The organism is Agromyces sp. GXS1127 (assembly GCF_050565425.1).
In the GTDB taxonomy this organism is placed as follows: domain Bacteria; phylum Actinomycetota; class Actinomycetes; order Actinomycetales; family Microbacteriaceae; genus Agromyces.
On record NZ_JBOCIG010000002.1, the window covers coordinates 188,889 to 213,978 of the forward strand.

Annotated in this window: 20 protein-coding genes; 9 read left to right on the forward strand and 11 right to left on the reverse strand. The window is 68.8% G+C overall.

Going from position 1 to position 25,090, the window contains the following annotated elements; genetic code table 11:
* Window positions 1–7: 7 nt before the first annotated feature.
* On the reverse strand, window positions 8–2,449 hold the full coding sequence (locus ACQ393_RS03860) for a glycoside hydrolase family 3 C-terminal domain-containing protein (protein WP_430645502.1): 2,442 nt from the start codon (window positions 2,447–2,449) through the stop codon (window positions 8–10).
* 53 nt (window positions 2,450–2,502) lie between these two features.
* Between ACQ393_RS03860 and ACQ393_RS03865 the strand changes: the two genes are divergently transcribed.
* Window positions 2,503–3,123, forward strand: coding sequence for a TetR/AcrR family transcriptional regulator (locus ACQ393_RS03865; RefSeq protein WP_430645503.1), 621 nt, complete (start codon window positions 2,503–2,505; stop codon window positions 3,121–3,123).
* An 18-nt stretch (window positions 3,124–3,141) separates the two neighbouring features.
* Here ACQ393_RS03865 and ACQ393_RS03870 read toward each other — a convergent pair whose 3' ends face one another.
* Window positions 3,142–4,119: an SDR family NAD(P)-dependent oxidoreductase gene (locus tag ACQ393_RS03870; RefSeq protein ID WP_430645504.1), complete on the reverse strand. Its 978-nt coding sequence runs from the start codon at window positions 4,117–4,119 to the stop codon at window positions 3,142–3,144.
* Here ACQ393_RS03870 and ACQ393_RS03875 point away from each other — a divergent pair.
* The gene (locus tag ACQ393_RS03875) at window positions 4,013–4,609 is read left to right on the forward strand and encodes a TetR family transcriptional regulator (RefSeq protein ID WP_430645505.1); all 597 of its coding nucleotides are present in this window, start codon (window positions 4,013–4,015) and stop codon (window positions 4,607–4,609) included. The genes ACQ393_RS03870 and ACQ393_RS03875 overlap by 107 nt on opposite strands.
* A gap of 178 nt (window positions 4,610–4,787) precedes the next feature.
* Here the strand turns inward: ACQ393_RS03875 and ACQ393_RS03880 are convergent, their stop codons facing one another.
* Window positions 4,788–5,399: a TetR/AcrR family transcriptional regulator gene (locus ACQ393_RS03880; RefSeq protein ID WP_430645506.1), complete on the reverse strand. Its 612-nt coding sequence runs from the start codon at window positions 5,397–5,399 to the stop codon at window positions 4,788–4,790.
* An 80-nt stretch (window positions 5,400–5,479) separates the two neighbouring features.
* Between ACQ393_RS03880 and ACQ393_RS03885 the strand changes: the two genes are divergently transcribed.
* On the forward strand, window positions 5,480–6,307 hold the full coding sequence (locus ACQ393_RS03885) for an SDR family oxidoreductase (protein WP_430645507.1): 828 nt from the start codon (window positions 5,480–5,482) through the stop codon (window positions 6,305–6,307).
* A gap of 114 nt (window positions 6,308–6,421) precedes the next feature.
* On the opposite strand, the gene ACQ393_RS03890 is transcribed toward ACQ393_RS03885, so the two are convergent.
* Window positions 6,422–7,207 carry a FadR/GntR family transcriptional regulator gene (locus tag ACQ393_RS03890; protein WP_430645508.1) on the reverse strand — a complete coding sequence of 262 codons (786 nt, stop codon included), beginning with the start codon at window positions 7,205–7,207 and terminating at the stop codon, window positions 6,422–6,424.
* Between the two features lie 78 nt (window positions 7,208–7,285).
* Between ACQ393_RS03890 and ACQ393_RS03895 the strand changes: the two genes are divergently transcribed.
* Genes ACQ393_RS03895 through ACQ393_RS03905 form a run of 3 tightly spaced genes read left to right on the forward strand, consistent with a single transcriptional unit; the run spans window position 7,286 to window position 10,372 of the window.
* A complete protein-coding gene (locus ACQ393_RS03895) occupies window positions 7,286–8,206 on the forward strand; it encodes a carbon-nitrogen hydrolase family protein (RefSeq protein WP_155843464.1) in 921 nt (306 codons plus the stop codon).
* Window positions 8,207–8,214: 8 nt separating this feature from the next.
* On the forward strand, window positions 8,215–9,597 hold the full coding sequence (locus ACQ393_RS03900; protein ID WP_430645509.1) for an APC family permease: 1,383 nt from the start codon (window positions 8,215–8,217) through the stop codon (window positions 9,595–9,597).
* Between the two features lie 13 nt (window positions 9,598–9,610).
* A complete protein-coding gene (locus ACQ393_RS03905) occupies window positions 9,611–10,372 on the forward strand; it encodes a nitrilase-related carbon-nitrogen hydrolase (RefSeq protein WP_430645510.1) in 762 nt (253 codons plus the stop codon).
* Between the two features lie 161 nt (window positions 10,373–10,533).
* Here ACQ393_RS03905 and ACQ393_RS03910 read toward each other — a convergent pair whose 3' ends face one another.
* Both ACQ393_RS03910 and ACQ393_RS03915 read right to left on the reverse strand, forming a co-directional pair.
* Window positions 10,534–12,048, reverse strand: coding sequence for a glycoside hydrolase family 43 protein (locus ACQ393_RS03910; protein ID WP_430645511.1), 1,515 nt, complete (start codon window positions 12,046–12,048; stop codon window positions 10,534–10,536).
* Between the two features lie 89 nt (window positions 12,049–12,137).
* Window positions 12,138–12,719: a TetR family transcriptional regulator gene (locus tag ACQ393_RS03915; RefSeq protein ID WP_430645512.1), complete on the reverse strand. Its 582-nt coding sequence runs from the start codon at window positions 12,717–12,719 to the stop codon at window positions 12,138–12,140.
* A 90-nt stretch (window positions 12,720–12,809) separates the two neighbouring features.
* On the opposite strand from ACQ393_RS03915, the gene ACQ393_RS03920 reads away from it, so the two are divergent.
* Together ACQ393_RS03920 and ACQ393_RS03925 are read left to right on the forward strand one after the other, a co-directional pair.
* Window positions 12,810–15,317, forward strand: a complete 2,508-nt coding sequence (locus ACQ393_RS03920; RefSeq protein ID WP_430645513.1) for a beta-glucosidase — start codon at window positions 12,810–12,812, stop codon at window positions 15,315–15,317.
* The gene (locus tag ACQ393_RS03925; RefSeq protein WP_430645514.1) at window positions 15,314–17,563 is read left to right on the forward strand and encodes a family 78 glycoside hydrolase catalytic domain; all 2,250 of its coding nucleotides are present in this window, start codon (window positions 15,314–15,316) and stop codon (window positions 17,561–17,563) included. Before ACQ393_RS03920 ends, ACQ393_RS03925 begins: the two co-directional genes overlap by 4 nt.
* Before the next feature lie 112 nt (window positions 17,564–17,675).
* On the opposite strand, the gene ACQ393_RS03930 is transcribed toward ACQ393_RS03925, so the two are convergent.
* The gene (locus tag ACQ393_RS03930; RefSeq protein ID WP_430645515.1) at window positions 17,676–21,140 is read right to left on the reverse strand and encodes a family 78 glycoside hydrolase catalytic domain; all 3,465 of its coding nucleotides are present in this window, start codon (window positions 21,138–21,140) and stop codon (window positions 17,676–17,678) included.
* A 434-nt stretch (window positions 21,141–21,574) separates the two neighbouring features.
* Here ACQ393_RS03930 and ACQ393_RS03935 point away from each other — a divergent pair, with 434 nt between their 5' ends.
* The gene (locus tag ACQ393_RS03935) at window positions 21,575–21,916 is read left to right on the forward strand and encodes a hypothetical protein (protein ID WP_430645516.1); all 342 of its coding nucleotides are present in this window, start codon (window positions 21,575–21,577) and stop codon (window positions 21,914–21,916) included.
* Between the two features lie 106 nt (window positions 21,917–22,022).
* Here ACQ393_RS03935 and ACQ393_RS03940 read toward each other — a convergent pair whose 3' ends face one another.
* The 4 genes from ACQ393_RS03940 to ACQ393_RS03955 form a co-directional block, all read right to left on the reverse strand.
* Window positions 22,023–22,397 (reverse strand): DoxX family protein, encoded by a 375-nt coding sequence (locus tag ACQ393_RS03940; protein ID WP_155843473.1) that lies wholly within the window; start codon window positions 22,395–22,397, stop codon window positions 22,023–22,025.
* Window positions 22,398–22,416: 19 nt separating this feature from the next.
* Complete coding sequence (locus ACQ393_RS03945) at window positions 22,417–23,058, reverse strand: NAD(P)-dependent oxidoreductase (protein WP_430645517.1); 642 nt, start codon at window positions 23,056–23,058, stop codon at window positions 22,417–22,419.
* Window positions 23,055–24,074, reverse strand: coding sequence for an LLM class flavin-dependent oxidoreductase (locus ACQ393_RS03950; protein WP_430645518.1), 1,020 nt, complete (start codon window positions 24,072–24,074; stop codon window positions 23,055–23,057). The genes ACQ393_RS03945 and ACQ393_RS03950 overlap by 4 nt, the downstream gene beginning before the upstream one ends.
* Window positions 24,075–24,144: 70 nt before the next feature.
* Window positions 24,145–25,077: an NADP-dependent oxidoreductase gene (locus tag ACQ393_RS03955; protein WP_430645519.1), complete on the reverse strand. Its 933-nt coding sequence runs from the start codon at window positions 25,075–25,077 to the stop codon at window positions 24,145–24,147.
* Window positions 25,078–25,090 lie beyond the last annotated feature (13 nt).

The window sequence follows — 25,090 nt, forward strand, 5'->3', positions numbered from 1 at the left end:
GTGTTGCTCAGTCCTCACTCTTCGGGCGCGTCCGTTGCGCCTTGCTCTCGGGACGCGAACGGTGCGCCCACCAGGCCGACACGGTGCGGCGGATGCCACGCCAGAACCGGCCGTTGACCATCAGAAGAAGTCCGTCGACCATCGCGGCGTCGACGCCGCCGTTCGACATCCGCTCGACCGACCGGAACGGCAGGTCGAAGACGAATCGCACGTTGTTCGATGCATGCGGGCGGCCCAGGGCCATCAGCAGACGGCTGGTGCCCTCGATGAGCCCGTGCAGCACGCTCGCGAACCCGCCGCGGCCCTTCGTCTGCGCAATGATGTCGTCGCGGGTCAGCGGGCGGTCGGTCGGCCAGTCCGCAGGCGGCAGCACGCGACCCAGCAGTGCTTCGAACTCCGTGGCATCCACGCGCTCGACGTGCCCGGTCACGTAGTTCGCGGAGCCGCCGAGGACGAGCGGCTCTCCCGCGATCGACACGGGGACCTGCTCTCGGATGTCGCGTGACGACGCTCCGGCGAGCACCGTGTACTCCCCCGGCACGATCCGCCAATCGTGGATGCCGGTGTCGTAGACGTGGAAGGTGTGCTCCGCGAGGGCGATCTCGACCGTCGCGCTCGCGCCCGGCTCGAGGTGCACCTTCGCGAAGCCGGCGAGCTCGCGCGGTGCGCGTACCTGCCCGGCCGCCGCATCCGGAGCCTCGACGTAGACCTGCACGACCTCGTCCCCCGCGATCAGGCCGGTGTTGGTGACGATGACACGCGCCGAACGGGCGTCGGCCACGAGGTCGGAGTAGGCGAAGGTCGTATAGCTGAGGCCGTGGCCGAACGGGTAGCGCACCGGCGCGCCGACCTTGTCGTAGTAGCGGTAGCCGAGGTAGATGCTCTCGCGATGCTCGCTGGTCGCCTGGGTGAGGGCGAAGGATGCCGCGTTCGGCACATCCTCGTAGCGCAGCGGGTAGGTCTCGGCGAGCTTGCCGCCGGGGTTCGCGCGACCGGTCAGCACATCGGCGAGAGCGGGTCCGAGACCTTGTCCGCCGAGATAGCCGAGCACCACAGCATCCACATCGTCGGCGAAGGGCAGCTCGACGGGCGCTCCGCCGGCGAGCACGACGACGACCCGCTTGCCGAGCGCGATCACCTCGCGGGTGAGGTCGAGCTGATTCCGCGCGAGGCGCATGTGCGTGCGGTCGACGGCCTCGGCTTCGGCCGACTCGTCGAGACCCAGGAACAGCAGCACGGTGTCGGCCTGCGAGGCGAGCCGCAGCGCGCGGGTGCGCAGACGGCGGGATGCCGCATCCCTGCGCCGGAAGCCCGGCTCGAAGCCGATCACGTCGAGGTCGACGGCCGTCAGGGCGTCGAGCGGAGCATCCACACGGGTGGGGTTCACAAGGGAGCTGCCAGCGCCCTGATAGCGAGGGGTCTCGGCGAAGTCGCCGATCACTGCGATGCGGCCCGCGGACGAGCCGAGCGGCAGCATCCCCCCTCGGTTCGACGCCAGCACGATCGACCGGCGAGCGGCCTCGATCGCGTGCTGGTGATGCAGGTCATGGTCGGCGGCCGGAGCGTCGTCACGGGGTGCCGTGTGCTCGATGAGGCTGAGCAGCTCGTCGACACGGGCGTCGAGCACGGCCTCGTCGAGCGTTCCCGCTTCGACGGCGGCGACGATCTCGCGGTCCGTCACGCCATCGGTCGAGGGCATCTCGAGCGCGTTGCCGGCGACGAGGCCGGCGACCCGGTCGTTGTTGCCGCCCCAGTCGGTCACGACGAGCCCGCCGAAACCCCACCGAGCCCGCAGAATGTCGGCCAGCAGCTCGCGGTTCTCGTTCGCATACGTGCCGTTGACCTTGTTGTACGAACTCATCACGGTCCACGCGTCGCCCTGCGTGATCGCGATGCGGAAGCCCTCGAGGTACAGCTCGTGCAGAGCACGCTCGTCGACGATCTCGTCGATCGACATCCGGTGCGTCTCCTGGCTGTTCACCGCGAAATGCTTCGCACTCGCCGCGACCCCCCGCGACTGGATGCCGCGAATCATCGCTGCGGCGAGTGTGCCCGACAGCAGCGGGTCCTCCGAGAAGTACTCGAAGCTGCGTCCCGCGAGCGGATTGCGCTTGATGTTCAGGCCCGGGCCCAGCAGCACACTGACGCGCTCCGCAGCCGCCTCCGCCCCGAGGGCGGTTCCCACTCGCTCGACCAATGCGGCATCCCAGCTGTTGGCCAGGGTCGCTGCGGTAGGAAAGCAGGTGGCGGGGATGCTCGCGTTCAGGCCCAGGTGATCGGCGGCGCCGCCTTGCTTGCGCAGCCCATGGGGACCATCCGTGAGCATGATCGACGGAACGCCGAGCCGTTCGATCGGCTTGGTGTTCCAGAAGTTGGCTCCCGACATCAGCGACGCCTTCTCGATGAGCGTCATCGCCTGCCGGAGCTGAACCGTAGTCTCAGATCCCACAACGAGTAGTGTAAACGAACTTCCACCACGTGGTGGACATAGGAGGAATCGCCGTGCCCGACCGCGACACCGCATCACGCCCGGACGGATATGCCACTGGCCGCGCCACCAAGAAGGCAATCGTCGCCAAAGCCGCCGAGGCGTTCGCCCAGAAGGGCTTCTACGGCGCGTCACTGCGCAGCATCGCGACCGCCGCCGGTGTCGACCATTCCACGCTGCTGCACCACTTCGGCAACAAGACGAACCTGATGCTCGCCGTCATCGAATGGCACGACCAGCAGCAGCTGCGCGCAGACTTCCCCAAGCGGCTGAGCGCCGATGCGCTCGTGGAGGGTTTCGTCCGGGCGGCCGAGAGCAACCGCGACACCCCCGGACTCGTCCAGCTCCTCTCGACGCTCACCGCCGAAGCCGGCACCGCAGACCACCCCGCGCGCGCCACGCTGCAGCGCCGCCACGAGCGCCTCATCACGCTGTTCGCTTGGGTCATCCGCAGGCAGCGCGCCAAACTCGACCTCCACCACGACGCCCTCACCCCCGAGGAGCGCGCCGCCGTCATCCTCGCGACGTGGGACGGGCTGCAGATGTTCGACGCCCTGCACCCCGGAAAGCTCGATGTGCCCGCGCTCGTCGACAGGACCCTGCGCGAGGCATTCGGGCTCGAGGCGCGGAACTGATCCGTCCGGGCACCAGGCCTACGCGGCCGACAGTCCCGCGTCGACGTTGACAGTGATCCCCGTGACGCCGGATGCCTCGTCGGAGCACAGCCAGAGGAACGAGTCGGCGATCTCCGACGGCTTGAGCATGCGCCCCATCGGCTGGATGCCGGCGACGAACGCCTGCTGCTCCTCCGGAGTGAGATGCGCCTCGACAGCCGGCGTCAGCGTCATGCCGGGCGCTACCGCGTTGATGCGGATGCCGCGGTCGGCGTACATCAGGGCTGCGTAGCGGGTGAGCTGGATGACGCTGGCCTTCGCCGCGGAGTACGCCACTGACGCCGTGAGCGTGGGACGGACCCCCGCCATGGACGCCGTGTTGCCGATGACGCCACCTCCCTGCGCCAACATCTGCGCGATCTGGGCGCGCATGCCGTAGAAGGTCGATTCGGATGAGAGCGCGAAGGTCGCCCGCCATGCCGCCGGGTCGAGGGCTTCGAGCGGACCGCCGGACTTGTCACCGCGACCGGGGCCGCCGACATTGTTGATCGCGACATCCAGCCGACCCCACTCGTTCACGACGTCCGCGACGATGCGGGTCGCATCGTCGGGATCGGTCGCATCCGCACGCCCGAAGCGGACGTCGTGACCGTCCGAACGCAGCTCAGCCTCCAACGACTGACCCACCTCGTTCGAGATATCGGTGAACATCACCCGCGCACCCTCGCGCACCATCCCATCAAGGACCGCTCGACCGATCCCCGATGCTCCACCCGTCACCAGGACGACCTTGTTCTCGTATCGCATACAGACTCCCATGCACTCGTGCGGCGCGCTTCGCTGCGTCGCCACGAATACAGTACCCGCAATTTTGGCAGACTCTGCCATTATGGAGCCGAGGAGGACGATCGTGGGTAAACGCGAGGATCGACGCGTAGAACTGCCCCTCCGCCTGTCGAACGCGGCCGTGCAACTGTTCACTGCGCATGGCTTCGAAGCGGTGCGGGCGGAGGACATCGCGACCGCCGCGGGCGTGTCCGTGCGCACCTTCCACCGCTACTTCCCGACGAAGCAGGACGCGGTGCTGCCCGCCCTGGACGCTCTGTGGGATGAGTTCCTCGCGAGCCTGACACTCGCATCGACGTCAGTGCCGATCGAGGACGCGATCGCCGAGATCTTCCTGCGTACGCGCTCGAGCGCCCTCACCGGTCGCCAGCTCGCGCTGTTCAAGGCGATGGCGGACTCTCCGCATCTCGAGGCGGTTCGGTTGCGCATGTATGCCCGGTTCGAGGCCCGCATGCGTGCCACCCTGACAGTCATCTTCGACAGCGCCCCCGACGACCCGGAGGTCGCATTGTTCGCCGCGACACTCACCGCCGTCGCGCGACTGGTCACCGATTCCACACTCGACGGCCGCGAGTCCCCGGAGAAAGTAGCGCGGGACCTGTTCGGCGCGGCGTTGCGGCTCGCTCCGCGACGTTCCGGGGTGGCGCAACGCTCACCGTAAAAGCGTCCGCGACCGCCGAGAACCCATCCGAGGGCGACCTGCCGGGTTCCGCAGGCCCGCTCTGCAAGCTCGCGCAGTGCGGGCCAACCTCCTGAGAAGGAATGAGCCTGATCCCCCATCTGGCGCGTCCAGCTTGGTCAAGCACCTGACGCGGCCACGTGAGGCGCGCCCGAGAGGCTCAGGCGAACTCGCCGCCCGAGATCGCCGAGATGGCGTCGTCTAATGCCGTCGACAGCGGAACTCCGTGCGATTCGGCGAAGCGGTTCGCGGTCGACAGTGCGGCGAAGGCGGCGGCCACGACGGCTGCCAATTGAAGCGCGGTAGCACCCGACCCACGCTCGGCTTCGCGGCGTTCGAGCTCGATGGCGATCAGACGCTGGGCTCGCTCCATGCGCTCGAGATAGCCCGCGCGGAGCGCCTCCGAGGATTGGATGACACGGTTCACTTCGAGCGCGGAGCGACGCGAGTCCTCGTCGGTCATGTAGGTCACGACCGGGTCGAACATGCGTCGGAGCGCAACCCACGGCTGCTCGTCGAGCGGGCGTTTCGCCAGTGCAGCGGCGAAGTCCTCACCCTGTTTGTCGAACTTGCCGAGTATGAGCGCTTCCTTGCTTCCGAAGTAGCGAAAGAAGCTGCGCTTCGACATCCCGACGACCGCGGCGATCTCATCGACCGTCACATCTTCGTAGCCACGCTCGACGAACAGCGCCTGGCCGGCAGCGAGCAGCTCGGCCTGAACGGCCCGACGCGTACGCTCGCGCAGCGTGGCACCCATTCCCGGTTCCGTCATGCCTCCATGCTATACACTGAGGTACGAAAGTGTCACTCGGTGTCATATGTGGCGCGGGGTGTTTAAAGTGAGGAGTAGAAATGACCAAGACCTGGTTCATCACCGGCGCAGGCCGAGGATTCGGCAAGCAGTTCGCCTCGGCGGCCCTGCAGCGCGGTGACAAGGTGGCCGCGACGGCCCGCAACCTCGACGCCCTCCAGGACCTCGTGGACGTGTACGGTGACGCCGTCCTTCCCCTGCAGCTGGACGTCACCGATCGTGCAGGCGTTGACGCGGCCGTCGCAACCGCTGTGGCCCAGTTCGGGCGGCTCGACGTCGTTGTCAACAACGCCGGCTACGGCCTCTTCGGCGCGGTCGAGGAGATCAGCGACCAGGAGCTGCGCGACCAGCTCGAGGTCAACCTGTTCGGCGTCCTCCACGTCACCCAGGCGGTCCTGCCGACCCTGCGCGCGCAAGGCGCCGGCCACATCTTCCAGATCTCCACGATCGGTGGCATCGGCGCGTTCCCGAACCTCGGCGGCTACCATGCCTCCAAGTGGGCGCTCGAGGGCCTCAGCGAATCACTCGCCCAGGAGGTCGCTGGGTTCGGCATCAAGGTCACGCTCGTCGAACCGGGCTCGTACGCCACGGACTGGGCCGGCAGCAGCGCCGTGCACGCGACGCAGATGCCCGCCTACGATCCGCTGCGCCAGGCGATGGCGGAGCGCATGAAGGCCAGTTCCGGGCAGGCGACGGGCGACCCCGCCGCGGCAGGCCCCGCGCTACTGAAGATCGTCGATGCAGAGCAGCCTCCGCTGCGCGTCCTGTTCGGCACGGCCCCCACGCAGATCGCTCCTCACCTCTACCAGCAGCGGCTCGAAACCTGGGAGCAGTGGAAGTCGGTCTCCATCGAGGCGAACGGCAACTGAACGCACTCGGGGAGGGGCGCCGTTCGGCCGCCCCTCCCCGATCTGCGACGGATGCACTGAAGGACCTCTGAGAGGACTCCCAGCGCATCCACCTCGGCGGCGACAGATCGACCGCTACTTGCCGCCGTCCTGTCGGAACCGCTCCTCGAACTGCCCGACGAACATCGTCGAATGCAGATGCCGCACGTGCTCGCGCGCGACGTCCACGGCCATGACCGGGTCATGCGAGGAGAGAGCGTCGACGATCCGGGCGTGGTCCTCGTTCGCCGCGTGGAGCACGTCGATCGGGTACGGGATGAAGTAGCGGTACAACTCCGCGAGCACCTCGCGGTACTGCTCGAGGGCCCATGTCAGGCCACTCGCCTCCGCGATGCCGAGATGGAAGCGCTCGTCGGCGCGGTGGTACTCGGTCCAGTTCTCGGCGGCAGCGGCGTCCGCGACGTGCTGCGCCAGTTCGGCGAGCTCACCGGCGGAGGCCTTCACTGCCGCGTGGTGCGTGAGGGCGCACTCGAGGAGGGTGCGGAGATCGATGAGGCGGTGCACCTGGGCGGCATCAGCGCGGTAGGCCTCGACTGCGCTGTCCGGCACCGACGGGCGCAGGCCGGTGACGTACGTGCCGCCGTTCCGGCCGCGACGGCGTTCGACGACGCCGTCCGCGGCCATGGACTCGAGGGCGCGACGCACGGTGATCTCACTGACGTCGAGGGCGGCGGCGATTCGGGCGTCGGGCGGCAGCTTCTCCCCCACTGTCATGAGGTCGAGGTCGATCGCGAGCGCGATCCGAGCACGCACGGTGTCGACGGCCGACATTCGGCTGATCCCGCTGAGTTCGGGCTCGGTCAGCGCGTGCGCGTCCGGCGTGGAGGCCTCCGGCGGATCGGTTGATTGCAGCGAGCTCACGGAACTCACTGTACGCGGGGTCTTGCAATATTCGATCATTCTGATCTATTTTATTTCCACGCAACCCGGAAGGTCCTCATGCCCCGCACGCTTCGCATCGCCGCCCAGCAGTCGGCCCCGGTCCCCATCGGCACCGACCGTTCCTCGTTCGCGGACGAGGTCGTCGCACTATCCGGCCGGGCGGACCTCGTCGTCTACCCGGAGCTGCACCTGTTCGGGTCGGAGACGTGGCCCGACACCGAGCGCACCGAGCGTCTCCGGGCCTCCGCCGTGCCGATCGACAGCGAGCTCGTGCAGTCGCTCGGCGACCTCGCCCGCCGGGCCGGCGTCTGGCTCATCCCCGGCAGCATCTGCGAGCGCGGCGAGCAGGGCGAGCTCTTCAACACCGCGCTCGTCTTCTCGCCCGACGGCGACCTCGTCGCCCGCTACCGCAAGGTCTTCCCGTGGCGGCCGTTCGAGCCCTACGACCCGGGCGACCGCTTCGTGACCGTCGACCTCGACGGCCTCGGCCGCATCGGCCTCTCGATCTGCTACGACGCCTGGTTCCCCGAGGTCTCGCGCCACCTCGCGTGGATGGGCGCCGAGGTGGTCGTCAACATCGTGAAGACCACGACCCCCGACCGCGCGCAGGAGCTCGTGCTCGCCCGCGCCAACTCGATCGTCAACCAGACCTTCACCCTGAGCGTCAACTGCGCCGGCCCGATCGGCCGGGGCCTGAGCCTCGTCGTCGACCCCGACGGCGAGGTGCTCGACGCGTCCGACGACGGCGATCCCGTCACCCTGGTCACTGACCTCGACCTCGACCGCATCGCCGAGGTCCGCGAGCACGGCACCGCGGGCACCAACCGCATGTGGTCGCAGTTCCGGCCCGCCGACGCCCCGATCGAACTCCCCCTCTACGCCGGCCGCATCGACCCCGAGCGCTGGCATCCCGCGGCCACCGGGGCGACCCCCCTCGCCGGCATCACCCGCACGCGCACCGCCAACCCCACCCGCTAGGAGTCCTCATGTCCGCGCCATCCCCGACGCTCACCCGCACGCTGCGGCTGCCGTCGCTCGTGCTCTTCGGCCTCGCCTACATGACGCCGCTCATCGTCCTCGGGATCTTCGGCGTCGTCGCCGAGGTCACCGGCGGCGCAAGCGCGTCCGCCTACCTCGTCGCGCTCGTCGCGATGCTCTTCACCGCCTCGAGCTACGGCCGCATGGCCGCCGCGTACCCCGTCGCCGGGTCCGCGTACACGTACGTTCGCCGCACGATCGACTCGCGAGTCGGGTTCCTCGTCGGCTGGGTCGTGCTCCTCGACTACCTCTTCCTCCCGATGGTCATCTGGCTCATCGGCGCGGCGTACCTCGAGGCGCAGTTCCCTGGCGTGCCCGCGTGGGTGTGGATCGTCGGGTTCATCGTGGTCACGAGCCTGCTCAACATCCTCGGGATCAAGGTGGCCGACCGGACGAACTACCTGATGATGGCCTTCCAGGTGCTCGTCATCGGCGTGTTCGTCGCCCTGTCGATCGGCTCGGTCATCGCGAACGAGGGCGCCGCCGGCCTTGTGAGCTCCGCGCCCTTCGCCAATCCCACCTCGTCGTTCGCCACGATCACTGCGGGCGCCGCGATCGCCGCGTACTCGTTCCTCGGTTTCGACGCGGTCACGACGTTCACCGAGGAGGCGATCGAGCCGCGCAAGAACATGCCACGCGCGATCATGCTCATCGCGCTCATCGGCGGCGCCGTATTCATCCTCGTCTCGTACGTCACGCAGCTCGTGCGCCCCGGTGGGGAGTTCGCGGATGCCTCGTCGGCGGCGTTCGACATCGCCCTCCAGATCGGCGGCAACGCGTTCGGGGCGATCTTCATCGCCGGGCTGGTCATCGCCCAGTTCGCGTCGGGGCTCGCCGCCCAGGCTTCCGCCGCCCGCCTGCTCTATGCGATGGGCCGCGACGGCGCCCTCCCCCGCCGCGTCTTCGGGACGCTCAGCGCCCGCTTCCACTCTCCGGTCGTGAACATCGCGCTCATCGGAATCGTCGGACTCGTCGCCCTGTTCCTCGACGTGGCCACGTCCACGTCATTCATCAACTTCGGCGCCTTCACGGCCTTCACCATGGTGAACGTCGCGGTGATCGTCTACTACGCGAAGCGCCGCCGCGAGGGCGAGCGCCTCAACCCGGTGCTCTACCTGGTGGTGCCGATCGTCGGCGCAATCGTGACGGCCTACCTGCTGACGCAGCTCGACTTCAACGCGATCATGCTCGGCGTGAGCTGGCTGGCGCTCGGCGTCATCATGCTCGCCCTCGTGACGAAGGGCTTCCGGCGCCTGCCTCCCGAGCTCGCCGTCGACGAGGCGGATGCCGTCGACACGACCGCACCGGCCGAGCCCGCGGCCACGCGCTGACGCACTCGCTGCCGTGCGACTCACCCTCGCCCAGATCGACTCGGACGCCGATGCGGCGCGCAACCTGCGCCGCATCGGCGCCGCCGTCGAGCGCGCGGCCGCCGCGGGGTCGACGCTCGCCGTCTTCCCCGAGTACGCGATGTACGAGAAGCACGCCGTCGACGCCACGTTCGCCGAGGTCGCCGAGCCCGTGGACGGCGAGTTCGGCAGCGCTCTCTCGGCCCTCGCCGCTACACACCGCATCGCGATCGTGGCCGGCATCGTCGAGCAGCACCCCGATGGTGATCGCCCGTTCAACACGCTCGTCGTGATCGGGCGCGACGGCCGGCTGCTCGGCCGCCACCGCAAGATCCACCTCTACGACGCGTACGGATTCCACGAGTCCGCCTGGATCTCCCCGGCGGAGCACCCAGAACCGACCGTCGTCGAGGTCGACGGCGTGCGCGTCGGGCTGATGACGTGCAGCGATGTGCGGCGTCCGGAACTCGGCGTCGCCCTGGCGAAAGCCGGTGCCGAGATCGTGGCGCTGTGCGCGTCGTGGGTACCGGGTGAGCACAAGCTCGACCAGTGGCGCGTGCTCGCCCGCGCCCGCGCCATCGAGCACCTGTACTTCGTCGCCGCAGTCTCCCAGGCCGCACCGATCTCGATCGGCTCGAGCCTCGTGGTCGACCCGATGGGCGAGGTGATCGCGTCGCTCGACGAGGAACCTGCCCTGCTGACACTCGACGTCGACATCACCGAGGTTGCAGCGAGGCGGGCCGCCGCGGCGCGCTGAGGGCGACCTCCGTTCCACGCCCGTGGGCGCCGAACTCTCCGACTCAATGGAGCGGGTCAAGAGGCGATGGCACCCCGACGAGACGTGGTACCGACCGCCGGAAGCGAAATCGTGACATTGCCGGCCCAAACGGCCGGCGCACTACCACCCGCCTCGGGCCCTCATCGGGTTTCCGAGGTTCGCCGGACACCACGGAAGTGGACGACATCGCCGCTTCCCTCGGCGAGGACCGCGAAGTGGACTCCGACGAACCACTCCGCCGCTTCAGCTGAGAGCAGTCGCGCGCGGCCCTGACCGATAGCGACGGGTGCTTGCCCACCGGGGACCGCCTCGAACCGGTAGTAGTCGGCGGTGGCGACGATTCGGAGAGTGATGGAGTCGGCGTGAGGCAGCACGCGGTGGTCGACGGTGTGCATGTCATCGACTCTTCGAGCGAACGTGGTCTCGATGGTCGAGTCTCGACCACGCCGCAGCGTCAGCCGGAAGAAGTGGGCGTCGTCGCTGTAGACACCTACTCCCGCACCGTCGAAGTCCGCTGACGCCAATGTCGCCTCGAAGGTCTGCGAATCCTCGGTTTGGGCGAGCAGGAGTGCTCCCTGCCGCGGCTCGCCGAGAGCAGGGCCGCGAGGGAGTGTCACGCTGGCTTCCGTAGCGCTGATGCCGTCCGGAGACGGTCCGACCGTCTTCCAGCCGTACTCGATCCACGACGTGGGTGCGGACGTCGGCCGTGGAGTGGCTGGTGCGGGCAGTGGTGCGCTGTGCTCCTGGATGAGCTCGACGGTTCCGTCGCGACCGATGACGGGCCACCCGTCGGCCGTCCACGACACGGGCGCCAGGAAGGTCTCCCGTCCCAGATTGTGGTGCACTGCGAACCCGCCCGCGCTCTCGTGCCGTGTGCCGAGGAACACTGCCCACCAGTTGCCGTTCTCGTCGTCGATGAGGTCCGCGTGGCCGGTGCTCTGAATCGGGTGACCCACGCGGTGGCGATGGGTCAGGACGGGGTTATGGGGCGCCGGTTCGAAAGGTCCCCACGGGCTGCGACTGCGCGCGCAAGTCTGCATGTGGCCCTTCCAGGTGCCGCCTTCCGCGCTGAAGAGGTAGTACCAGTCGCCGATCCGGTACAGGTGCGGTCCCTCGATGTCGTTGGACTGGAACCCGCCGTAGTTGGTCGTGAGTTCCCGGAACGGCCCGAGCTCGCCGGTCGTGATGTCGAGCTCGGCCTGGACCACGGGGCCGAGGAAGCCGTCTTCGCGCGGGCGCATCGAGCGCCTGGTGTAGTACCAGCGTCCGTCGTCGTAGAGCAGAGACGGGTCGAATGCCTCATCGTCCACCCACAGAGCGTCCGACCAAGGGCCGCTCGGGTCTTCGGCACGGACGATGAAGTTGCCGCCTCCTTCCGCAACGTTCGTGCAGGCAAGGTAGAAGACCCCATCGACGCATCGAAGCGTCGGAGCGAACAGCATGATGGGGCCTTCTCGTCCGTCCCTGCGATACTGCGCCGGCCGTGAGATCGCGCCAGCGAGGATGGTCCAGTTCACCAAGTCCGTCGAGTGGCGAATGAGGACTCCGGGCATGAGATCGAAGGACGAGGTTGCAAGGTAGAAGTCCTCCCCGACTCGTGTGACGGATGGATCGGGCTCCGTACCGCGCACCACGGGGTTGTTGAAAATCGGCATCGATGGGCCTCCTCGGGTAAAACCGCTCATCGAACCGTATTACGGAGTCGGCCGCGCTCGAAGCACTTTCCCCGCACTGCGCGAACGCGCTACTCGGCCACCTTCAGGATCGACCAGAGCTTCGCGATCCGATCGGCCATGTCCACACTGTCCGGGTCCAGCAACCATTGAAGCTGCAGCCCATCCGCAACGGCGACGAGGATCGACGCAGCATCCTCGGCGTCGATGGCCGTCGAGGCCTTCCCTGCCTCCTGCTGCGCACGGATGTCTCCCGCGATCTCGTGGATCAGCCACCGGTAGCGGTCGACGAAGAATCCGTGGGCCATGCCGTCGCTGTCGACGCTCTCGGCCGACATGGAGACGAACAACCGGACGAGCCCCGGCTCGCCGGCATTTCGCGCCACCGCATCGAGCAACCGCTTCACGGAGTGGATATGGCTGTCCTCGTCGGGCGCGGTGGCGCGATCGTCCCTGCGGCGGAGCACGGCGAGGAACAGTTCTTCCTTGGTGCTGAAGTAGTGGAGCAGGCCGGCCTGGCTCAGGCCCGTCTGCCTCGCGATCTCGCGCATCGAGGTCCGGTCGTACCCGCGTCGCCCGAACTCCTCCAGTGCAGCATCGAGGATCTCGCCTCGCTTGGCGAGACCTTTCGCATAGGGACCACGTGACGCCATGTCGCCATGGTACCGACGCGGAATCTATGAAACTATGTCGCTGATTGGTTTTCCGGTCGGCGAGTCCGACGAGGAAGTGGAGACGACACCGTGGACGACGAGATCCGAAGCCACCTTCGCGCGCTTCGCGCGTCATTGACGCTCGAGGAGAAGGTCGCGCTCCTCACCGGGCGCGACTCGTGGTCCACGACCCCGCTCCCATCGATCGGGCTGCGCTCCATGGTGCTCTCCGACGGGCCGGCCGGGGTCCGCGGCGCCCTGTGGGACGAGCGGTCGCCGTCGGTCAACTTCCCGTCGCCCACGGCGGTCGCCGCGTCATGGGATCCCGCGATGGTGGAACGAGTGGGCGCAGGGCTCGGCAGCGAAGCCGTGCGCAAGGGGGTCGACGTGGTCCTCGCACCGACGATCAACATCCAGCGCACGCCGTACGGCGGCCGCCACTTCGAGGCGTTCAGCGAGGACCCGCTGCTGACCAGCGTGCTCGCGACGGGCTACGTCCGCGGGATCCAGTCCTTCGGCGTCGGCGCGACCGTGAAGCACTACGTGGCCAACGACTCCGAGACCGATCGCTTCACCGTCGACGTCCGCGTCTCGGACCGCGCGCTGCGCGAGGTGTACCTGCGTGCCTTCGAGGGCCCCGTCGTCGACGGCGGAAGCTGGCTGGTCATGAGCGCCTACAACGCCATCAACGGGCGCACCGCCTCCGAGAACGAGCTGCTCACGGCCCCGCTCAACGACGAGTGGGGATTCGACGGTGTCGTCGTGAGCGACTGGACGGCCGTGCGCTCGATCGAGAGCGCCCGCCATCCCCAGGACCTGGCCATGCCCGGCCCGAGCGGCCCGTGGGGCGACGCGTTGGTCCGCGCCGTCGAGGACGGACGGATCCCCGTCGAGACCATCGACCGGAAGGTCGACCGCCTCCTCATGCTCGCCGCGCGCGTGGGGGCGCTCCGAGATGTCCCGCGACGACCGGACGTCGCGCCCGCCGATGCGCGCGTTGTACGTGAGACGGCTCGGGCCGCGGCGATCGGGGGGTCGGTGCTACTCCAGAACGACGGGCTCCTCCCGATGACGTCCCCTCAGTCGATGGCGCTGATCGGCGAAGGCGCGCGCGTCGCACGGACCCAGGGCGGTGGCAGCGCGACGGTCATCCCGGAGGCGGTCAGCGCACCCCTCGCGGCGATCGGCGCACGATGGCCGGACACCCGGGTGAGCTGGTCGCTCGGCGCGGTCGTGCAGCACGGTGTCGCCGACCTCGCGCGGGAGGACTACACCACGCTCGACGGACTGCCGGGCATGACCGTTCGATACCTGGATGCGTCGGGGGCGGTGACCCTCGAAGAACGTCGTCAGACGTCCCGCATCGTCGGGTTCGACCCCGAGTCCCCCGTCGTCGGAGCCGCGCGCGTCGAGATGAGCTTCCGCTGGCGACCGAGCACGGACCAACCCGTCGCACGACTCGGCATCGTCGGGCTCGCGGACTACGTCGTCTTCGCCGACGGCGTGGAGGTCGCGGCAGGCGCACTCCGCACCGGGCCGGACGACGATCCGGCCGCAGCCGTCCTCCACCCGCCGGCCACGGTCGTCGAGGTCCCGACCCCGTCGGAGGAGACCGACGTCACGGTGACCTTCCACCCGGTGGCCGGCGCGATGCCCGATGCCCTGTCGCTGGGCGTCGGCGTCCCACCCACGACCCGCGACGCCGACGAGCTCATCGCCGACGCCGCCGATGCGGCCGCCGATGCGGAGGTGGCCGTGGTAGTCGTCTCGACGTCGGCGGAGGTTGAGTCCGAGGGGTTCGACCGCCGTTCGCTGGCCCTGCCCGGCCGCCAGGACGACCTGGTCCGCGCGGTCGCCGCAGCGAACCCCCGCACCGTCGTCGTGGTCAACGCCGGCGCGCCCGTGATCCTGCCATGGCGCGACGAGGTCCCCGCCATCCTCGTGAGCTGGTTCCCCGGACAGGAGTTCGGCGACGCCCTCACCGACATCCTCAGCGGCGCCGCCGAACCGGGCGGGCGCCTCCCGGTCACCTGGCCGGGTAGCGAGGAGACCGTGCCGGTGCGCGAGACCCGACCCACGGACGGCGTCCTCGACTACGCGGAGGGCGTGCACGTCGGCAGTCGTGCGTGGCTCCGCACGGGCGCCGCTCCGGCCTATCCCTTCGGCCACGGCTTGGGGTACACGACCTGGACCCTCGATGCAGCGTCCGCGCCGGCGACGGTGTCCGAAGGTGCGGACGCGACCGTCGCCATCCGACTGACCAACCGGGGATCCCGAACCGGGAAGACGGTCGCGCAGGTGTACCTCGAGCGAGTATCGCCGTCCGAGATCGACCGCCCTGTCCGATGGCTCGCCGGGTTCGCCCCGGCCACGGCGGCCGCCGGCGAGACCGTGAACGTCGAAGTGCCGGTCGCAGCGCGGGCCTTCGAGCACTGGGACGACGGCTGGCGAACCGAACCGGGAGCCTACGCGCTCCGCGTCGGCTTCTCGGTGGCCGACCTGCCCGTCACACTCGACATCGCCGTGGATGCACCGGCGCCGGTCGCAGTCGGCGCGGATGGGTCGTCGACCGCGGGCTCCTGGAGAGGAACACGATGACGCTCGACGCCCTCGGGAACGCCCACTTCATCACGGCCCGGGGAGACCGCCACGTCGCTCCGCGATTCTGGATCGAGGCCGACCTCGACCATCCACGCTCGGACGTAGTTGGTGCGGTGCTGCGCGCCACGGCCCACGGCGTGTACGAGGCCCGCATCGATGGGCGACCCGTCTCCGACTCCGTGCTCGACCCGGGATGGACCGCCTACGAGTGGCGCCTTCCCTACCAGGAGCACGATGTACGAGACCTGGTCGCCACCGGGAGCGGTGCGGTTCGGCTGGACCTCGTGCTCGGCAACGGCTGGTACCGAGGCGACCTGGCGTTCGCCGGCGCGAACGCCAACTACGGTGACGTCATCTCGGTCGCGGCAGTCCTCGAGGTCACCTACCGGGACGGCTCTGTCCAGCGCATCATCACCGATGCGAACTGGTCCGCCGTCGCGTCGGACACGACGCGCAACTCCCTGTACAACGGGCAGACGATCGACGCGCGCAGGCGGCACGTCGAAGCACCGCCACTGGAGGTGCTCGAGGTCGACGTCGATCGCGGCAGGCTGGTCCCCCAGAGCGGACCGCCGGTACTCAGACACGAGACGTTCCAGCCCACCGCGATCTGGACGTCGCCGACGGGACGCACCCTGGTGGACTTCGGCCAGAACCTGGTCGGGTGGCTCCGCCTTACGGTCAAAGGACCGGAGGGCACGCAGATCGAGATCCGCCATGCCGAGGTACTCGAAGACGGCGAACTCGGCACCCGACCGCTGCGGGCCGCAGAGGCGCGCGACGTCTTCATCCTCTCCGGCGGCGTCGACACGTTCGAACCGACGCTGACGTTCCACGGCTTCCGATACGTCGAGGTCCGCGGATGGCCGGGCGAGCTCAGTCCCGACAGTCTCGAGGCGGTGGTCGTGCACTCGGAGATGCGGCGCACCGGGCACTTCTCGTGCTCGGAGCCGCTCGTGAACCAGCTCATCCACAACTCGGTGTGGGGCCAGAAGGGCAACTTCCTCAGCGTCCCCACCGACTGCCCGCAGCGCGACGAACGCCTGGGCTGGACCGGTGACCTCGCCGCCTACGCGGCATCCGCCTGCTTCCAGTTCGACACCGCGGACTTCCTCGACAACTGGCTCGCCGACCTGCTCACCGAGACCGCTCACTCCCCCGACCGCGCCGTACCACTGGTCGTTCCCGACGCCCTGAAGTACGCAACCTTCCCTGAGGACTTCGAAATGCCGCCCTGGACAGCGACGGCGGTGTGGGGCGACGCAGCGATCTGGGTCCCTCAGGCCCTCTGGACCGCATACGGGGATGCGGACCGCCTCGCATCGCACTACCCGGCGATGAAGCTTCACCTAGCGTCGGTGCAGCGCTACATCTCGCCCACGGGGCTCTGGGACCTCGGGCACCAGCTGGGCGACTGGCTCGACCCGGACGCACCGCCCGACCAGCCCGCCGACGCGAAGGCCGATCCCCACGTCGTCGCAACTGCCTGCCTGTATCGGTCCGCGACCTTCGCCGCAGAGGTCGCGGGAATCATCGGCGAGTCCGAGGACGCCACGCGATGGACTCAGTTGGCCGAGCGTACGCGGGCCGCGTTCAACGAGCACTACGTCGACGGAGGCATCATCAAGTCCGACTGCGCGACCGTCTACGCGCTCGCCATCGCGTTCGGGGTACTGGACGACGAGGACCGCGGGCGTGCGGGAGACCGCCTCGCCGCGATCGTGCGCGAAGCCGGTCACCGGGTCACGACCGGCTTCGCCGGCACGCCGTTCGTGACATGGGCGCTCTCGGAAACGGGTCACGTCGATGATGCGTACGCATTGCTACTCGAGAGGGAATGCCCGTCCTGGCTCTATCCCGTGACGATGGGCGCGACGACGGTATGGGAGCGCTGGGACTCCATGCTGCCCGACGGCACGATCAACCCCGGCGAGATGACGAGCTTCAACCACTATGCTCTCGGCGCCGTGGCGGACTGGATCTACCAGGTCGTGGGTGGCATCCGACCTGCCGCCGCCGGCTACACCCGGGTCCGGATCCAGCCGGTGCCGGGACCCGGCATCACCTGGGCCGAGACGTCCTATGAGTCTCGGCACGGCATGATCTCGGCAACTTGGCACACCGACGACGGCGGGTTCACACTCGACGTGGCCCTCCCCGATGGGCTCCCTGCGGAGATCGTGCTACCTGACGGCCGTGTCGAGCAGGTCGTCGGCGGGGTCCACCGCCTGACCACTCACTGAACCGGGGATCGCACCCCTTCGGAATCAGGCGCGATCGGGCAACGACCGCCGTCACGGCGAATGCGGGTGCGAGCGCTGAGCGCCCGCACCCGCATCGGTGCAGCAGGTCAGATCATCGATCGACCGGGATTCCGCCCTCCTCTCGGAGCATCGCCTGCAGCGCCTTCGCCATCTCCGTCAGCTCGGCCTGGGCCTCCTCAGAGGCCTGCTTCGCGTTGGCGTTCCCGATCTGGTTGAGGAAGGAACGCAGGGCGCTGTCGGCGACCTGGGCCTTGCCCTCGGCGGAGGCGCTGAGGGCCTTCGCGATGAACGCGTCGAGGCTCTCGGCGAGGCGAGCCTCGAGCTCGCCCTCGGAGGACAGGCGCTCCACGGCTGCGGCGAGGGCGGCGTACCCTTCCTCCGCGGCCACGAAGGTGAACCGGCCCGCGCCGACCGAGTAGACGGCGAAGTCGCCCTCGATCCGCTCGAACGTCGCACGCTCGGGCGTGAGCACGGCCTGGTCGCCGTCGGTCGGCACCCACACCTCGGCGGTGGTGTTCGCCGGAACCTCGACGGTCAGCGTGAGCCGGTCGTCGGCCTTGTCCCATCGGCTGGAGGCGAGGCCCCTGGGCGTCTGGAAGCTGCCCTCGACCCACGTGAGGTCGCCGGCCGGCTGCGGCTTGAACACGAGGGACTCGTACCCGACCGAGCCTTCGGCCTGATCGATGCCCGCGAGGCCCTTCTGGAACCACTCGACGATCTGGGCGAGGATCATGTGGTTCTTCGAGTCACCGCGGTTCCACCGCTCGCCGATCGTGGTGAACCCGTCGGGGTTCGCCGTGGTCGACTGCATGAAGTAGCCGTAACCGGGGTAGGTGTCCGTCTGCACCGCGTCGAAGAGCACGTCGCCGTTGCCCGACTCGGTGAGCTGACGCACCACCGCAGCCAGTCCGATGGTGCCCGCGCTGAAGTGCGGGTCATCGTCGTCCCCGAACTCCTTCACGTTCCGGACGAGCTCCGCCGTGACCGAGTCGCGGTACTCCTCCGGGACGATGTCGGCGTCCAACGCCAGCGCCTGCGCGGCCTGGGTGGCGCCGGCGGTGCCGGCCTCGCCCTCGGCCGTGTAGAAGCCGACCGAGGTGTTGAGGAAGTGCGCGTTGAACGCGTCCTTGATGTCCTCGGCCAGCTGCGCGTACTCTGCGGCGTCCTCGTCGTGGCCGGTGAGCTCCGCCATCATGGCCATCTTGGTCATCATGACGTAGTAGCCCCACGTGCCCGAGATCCGGCCGTCGGTCTGCTCGACCGACACCCAGTCCGACAGCGCGGCGTTGACGATGTGCTCGTCGTCGCCCGTGCCCGCCTTCTCGCGGCGGATGTAGTCGACGAAGTCGACCATCCGGTCGTAGGAGCGGGTCATCGTCTCGGTGTCCCCGTAGTACTCGTACAGGAACGCCGGGACGAGGATGATGCCGTTGCCCCAGTTGATCTCGTCACCGAAGCGCCCGGTGTAGCCCCAGTCGTGGACCGGGGTCTTGAGCGCGACGTTGCCGAACATCGAGGTGTCGGCCCGCGACTGCCCCTCGACCAAGTGGTGCTCCGTGGTCTGCATGTACGCGTCGAACTCGAAGAGCCGGTGGAATCCGTCCATCGGCATCGTGTAGTCCGCCGGGTAGGACTGCTTCTCACGTCCCGGGCAGTCGGTGAAGGTCGACATGATCTGCGTCGCCATCGAGTAGTACGCCATCTTGTTGATGCGGTTGATCCGCTCGTTCGACGAGTCGAAGCTGCCGACATCGGGCGTACCCGCCTGGAGGCGCACCGCCGTGACGATGTCGGCCGTCGGCTCGAAGCCCTCGGGCAGTCCCTCGATCTGGACCCACTGCATGCCGAAGTAGTTGAACTTCGGCGCGTGCTGCTCGCCGCCGGCCAGACCGGCGGTGATGTAGCTGTTGAACAGGTCTCGACCGCGACCACCGGGGCCGAGCGAGGACTGGTTGACCGTGCCATCCGCGTTGAGGCTCTCCGCGGGCTTGACCTTGATCAGGGTCCCCGCGGGCAGCTCGGGCAGGTTCAGCTCGGGCCAGCCGGCCATGTTCTGACCGAAGTCGAACACCCAGGTACCCGGTGCCGGGTTGGTGATGGTCTGCGGCGTGAACCGCTCCGCCTCGTGGATCCCCTCACCGGCGCGCGAGACCAGCTGGGTCGCCAGGTTCGGCGGCGGCGCGATGCCCGCCGAGGTCCAGTTCACCGTCGTACCGTCGCGACGCGTCGCCGCATCCGTCAGGTCGGCGCCCGGCTCATTCCATCCGACCTGCACGCGGCGGGCGTCGAAGTCCTCGCCCGCGAACCACGCGTCGGTCACCAGGGCACCGGATGCCGCTCGCCAGCTCCGATCGGAGACGATGACGTCCGTGCTGCCGTCCGTGTAGGAGACCTCGATCCGGCCGATCATGCGCGGCGTGACCGCGGCACCCGCGCTGGGGTCGCTCGCGGCGATGTTGTTGCCCGATCCGGTCACCAGTGCGCCCGAGGCATGTGCCTCGTCGAGCGCCGGCTCGAACGAGATGCCGGTGCCGAGCGGGCCGGCCGTGCCGATCCCGGTGATGACCCGGGACTCGAGACGGTCGCCTCCGTCGCCGGTGTCGATGTTGATCGTGCCGCCGACGTGGTAGTTCGACGTGCTGCTGAGCAGGACGTTCGTCGCGCCGGCCGGGGCATCCGCCACCAGCGTGCCGGAGCCCTTGAGCTGGCTCTGCCACCACGCGTAGGGCGAGGTGCGGCCGACCGCGGGGTTGTGGATCGAACGCCGGACGTAGGCCGTGCCGTTCCCGAGCTCGACGCCGACGGCGTTCTCGCCGGCCTCGAGCGCCGACGTGATGTCGTAGGCCCGGTACTCCGTCGAGAGCTGGTAGTTCGTGTTCCCGGGTGCCATGTGCTCGTCGGTGATGCTCTTGCCGTTCACCGTCGGGTAGTGCATTCCGGCCCCGGAGAGGTAGAACAGCGCCCGGTCGACGGTCTTGCCCTCGGCCAGGTCGAACTGGCGGGCGAAGATCGGCAGCGGGTCGGACTCGGTCCGCCCGGCCTGCTCGATCCAGCGGGCGTCACCCCAGTCGTCCTGGTCCAGCAGCCCGACCGTGAAGGTCGACGGGTCGCTCCAGGCGGAGGGATTGCCGAGCGCATCCCAGACGCGCACCCGCCACGCGACCGTATCGCGCGACTCGAGGGCGTCAGGGGCGCCGTAGGCGACATTGGCCTGCTGATCGGAGTCGACCTTGCCAGAGTCCCATAAAAGGTCGCCGGCTTCGAGCGCCGCGACGCTCGAGGCCGCCTCGATCTCGTACCCGGTCTGGCGGTCCAGCGCGCACGTCCCGGCCACGGAGCCGTCGAAGCAGGGATTGCCCTCGGCGTCCTCCGACGTCATGAACCAGGACAGGAACGGGCGACCGGTCCCGAGGTCGATCGGCTCGTCGGCGCGCCCGTTCACGCTGAGGCCCTCGACGGTCACGGCGAATCGCTCCGACGGCGGGGCAGCCGAAGCAGGCACCGCGCCGAGCGGCGCCGACAGGGCGACCACTCCGGCCGCCACGAGTGATGTCATCAGGACCCTTCTCATGGCGCGATCACCGCGCCCGATCCCGACCGGGAGCGCCGTCCACGACGGCCCCCTCCGGCTCCGGCGATCGACAACATGTTCATACTCGCACTCCTTCGTGGCGGGTTGCAGGGTTCGGAACACTGCCCGGCTTGAACGACTTGAATGGATTCAATCCGTTCGGCCGCCACTCTTCCCGGTGTCGCGGAGTTCGTCAATAGCAATCGGCGAACTGCTTTTGATGCTTGACATTTGCCGGTCCGCACCGAAAAGGCGCGTGAGGCGCGCGGATTCTTGAGCCACTTGAACGCGTTCAGGCAGAACTCGTCACTCGCTGAACAGTTCAGGTCAAGCGAAGTTCCGCACAGCTGCGCCGAACCACGGCATCGGGCTCACCGTGCTCCGCATCTCTCCGCCGCGGACGCGAGCGCGATCTGAACATGTTCAGCGAGCTCGGGAGCGGAGCGGGTCCGCTCGGGGCGGTCTCGGAAGATGTCCGCGTATCCGGAATTGCCAGGGTCGACGACGCCGCGACGGCAGTGGCGAAGCGCATCGCCAGCAGTCGAGGCGACCCGGCGTGGGCGGTGGTCGAACTGGTCGACCGAATCGAGGATCCGACTCCGCTGCCGTGGAGCGCGGGGGCGGACCATCGCTGGCGTGTCGGCTACAGGACCACCGTGGTCGACTCACGCGGTGACGTCGACGAACCCCTCGGACTGATCTGGGTCGACGACGACGCCCGCGAGGCGAACGGAATGTTGCTCTCAGCCGATCGCTCCTGACGATCGATCAAGCTGGCGCAGACTCGGCGCGGCGGAAGCCCGGGCGAGCGTCTTCATCCCGCACGATGTCCGCCGCCGCGCCAAGGGTCGCGTTCGACTGGGCTGCTCAGACGCCGGCGAGCTGCACGAATCGGCCGATGGCGATGAACAGGGCCACGGCGAGCATTGTGACGTTGAACGGGGTGACCTTGGCCTCCCCGCGCCGCACGTGCGTGACGATGGCGCTGACCTGCACGATCACGAGTCCTGTCGCGGCCAACGGCGTCAGCACCGGGAGGATGCCGGTCGCCCAGGGCACGATGAGACCCACCGCGCCCAGAAGCTCGACGGCGCCGATGAGCTTGATCGTCGCGGGCGCGAAGTCCTCGGTCCAGGGCAGCATCGACTTCAGCTGCGGCTTCGGGCGAATGAGCTTGATCAGGCCGGCGGCGAGGTAGGCGGCGGCCAGGATGCCGGAGGCGATCCAGAGAGCGATATCCATGAGGGTTCCTTCGTTCGGTTCAGTTGCTGATGGCGGGGGCGGCGTCGAGGTAGGTGTCGTCGACGACTTGCGAAGCGGTGAACGCGGCGATGTCGGCGCGGCTGATCGCGAACCCGATCGAGTTCTGCCCGTAGGACCCGACCCGGAGGGCGTCGCGCTTGGGGGTGTCCTTCGGGGCAGTGAAGCGGACGATCGTCCAGCGCACTCGTGCTTGCATCACAAGGTCGGTCATGCCGATGAGCTCGGCGTAGGCGCGTGGCAGGAAGGTGCGGCCGAGGAAGCGGATGAGGCGCGTCTGCAGGGTGGGTCTCTCACGCGGATCGAGGATGCTGGGGGTGCCGTGGCCGATATACCGAGTGACGCCGTGGCGACGCATGGCGGCGAGTATGTGGCCCGTGCCCTCGACGAGTGGCAGCCCCGTGGCGTGCCGGTCCATACTCGGGCCGAGCGCGCTGACCACGACGTCGGATCCGGCGACGACGGTGTCGATCGCAGTGGCATCCTCGATCTGTCCCACCACGACCGACACCGCTCCCGCCCAGCGGTCTGGGACCTTGGCGGGGTTGCGGATGTATGCGGTGACGGCGTGCCCACGCTCGAGGAGTTCGTCGACCGTGAGTGCCCCGATGGCGCCGGTCGCGCCGAAGACCGTGACGTTCACGACCCGAGCACCTGTCGTAGTGCCGGGGCGACCCGTTCCCCGAAGCGGCGGATGGAGTCGTGCACCATCGTGCGAGGGAGTCCGCCGAGGTCGACCTGACCGAGGAAGCGGTCGGCGCCGAGCTCTGCCCGGAGGTCGAGGATCTTCTCCGCGATTTCCCGGGGTCCGCCGACCATGAGCGCGCCCCGGCGCGCGGTCAGCATCTGCGCCCCGGCAGGGTCGACCCGCCAGCCGCGACCACCATTGGTCTCCGGGGCCAGGTACCGCTGGTAGTACAAGAAGAACTCCTCCAGTGCGGTCTCCTGCGATTCGCCGACATAGAAATGGCTGGTGATGCCGACCTTCAGCACCCCATCGCCGTGACCGGCCGCCCGCCCCGCGGCGCGGTAGAGCTGCACGAGACGCTTCGCGTGGTCCAGAGTGCCGCCGATGAACCCGAGCGCCATCGGCAGCCCGAGCGCTCCGGCGCGCTGGGCGCTGGACGGGGTGCCACCCACGGCCACCCAGATCGGCAGGTCTGGACGTGCCGACGGATTGGGCGCGGCGTCCACGAGCGGCGACCGGTGCGCACCCTCCCAGGTCACGCTGTCCTCATCGCGGAGCCGGAGCAGCAGTTCGAGCTTCTCCGCGAACAGTGAATCGAGGTCGTGGAGGTTCTCACCGAACAAGGCGAACGGTTCGGCGAACGCGCTTCGCCCGGCGTAGATCTCCGTCCGGCCGTGGCTGATGAGATCGAGCGTGGCGAAGTCCTGGTAGACCCGGACCGGGTCCAGGACCGACAGCACCGACGCCGTCGTGGTGAGTCGGATACGGTCGGTCGCCTGGGCGATCGCGGCGAGGTTCACGGCCGGCGAAGACACGGCGAACTGCCGCGAATGATGTTCGCCGACCCCGAAGACGTCCAGCCCCGCCCGCTCCGCCGCGACGCCGTACGAGGTGATGTCGTCCGTGCGAGACGCGGCCGTGTCGCCGCCGGGTGCGTAGATGTCACCGAGGGAGAAGATTCCGAGTTCCATGAATGGGTGGTCCTTCCGTCGCGCGATGGTGCGGGCCGCACTGCGGCCCGCACACCGTCGCGAGTCAGCGTCAGTTGATGGCCAGCACGAGCTTGCCGAGCGTGCCGGCGGCGAAGTGGCCCAGCGCGTCGGGCGCCTCGTCGAGTGTGTAGACGCGCTGCACGGTCACGGCCGTGTGTCCCTCGGCGTGATCGCGGGCGATGCGCTCCAGTGTCGCGTTCGTGGACTGCGCGAAGATCGGGACGACTCGTACGCCCTCGACCTGCAGCTGCGCAGGGTCCATCACCAACGTCGAGACGAGAACCCCACCCTCCCTCACGATCGATGCCAATGCCGCCGGGTCGCCGGCGAAGTGCAGCACCGCGTCCACGCCGGACGGGTGGAGCTGGCGCACCTGCGCGGCGACATCCGCGCGGTAGTCGACCGTCGAGGCCGCGCCGAGTTCACGCACCTTCGCGACCTCATCGTCCGACGTCGCGGTGGCGACCACCTCGGCACCGGCCTTCGCCGCGAGCTGCACCACCTGCTGGCCGACGCCTCCGGTCGCCCCGGCGACCAGCACCCGCTGACCGGCACCGATCGCCGCGGCATCGAACGCATCCGCCGCCGCCGTGCCGGCAAGGCCCAGCGCCGCAGCCTCCGTGTACCCGATTCCCTCCGGGATGCGGGCGATGCCGGTCGCGACGGGCACGGTCACGTACTCGCTGAAGGAGCCGTCGCCGAGGTCCTCCTTCGAGACCACGCCGAATACCCGGTCACCGACCACGAACTCCGTCACGTCCTGACCCAACGCGTCGATGACGCCCGCATAGTCCTTGCCGACGACCACGGGGAACCGGTGGGTCATCATGCCCTTCAGACGGCCGCCCGCCACCGCGACGTCGAATCCGTTGATCGACGCGGCCTTGATCCGGACCCGCACCTCACCGGCACCGGGCTCGGGCAGATCCACCTCTGCCACCTCGGGAGCCGTGTCGAAGTCCTTCAACACCAGAGCCTTCATGTCTTCCTGCCTT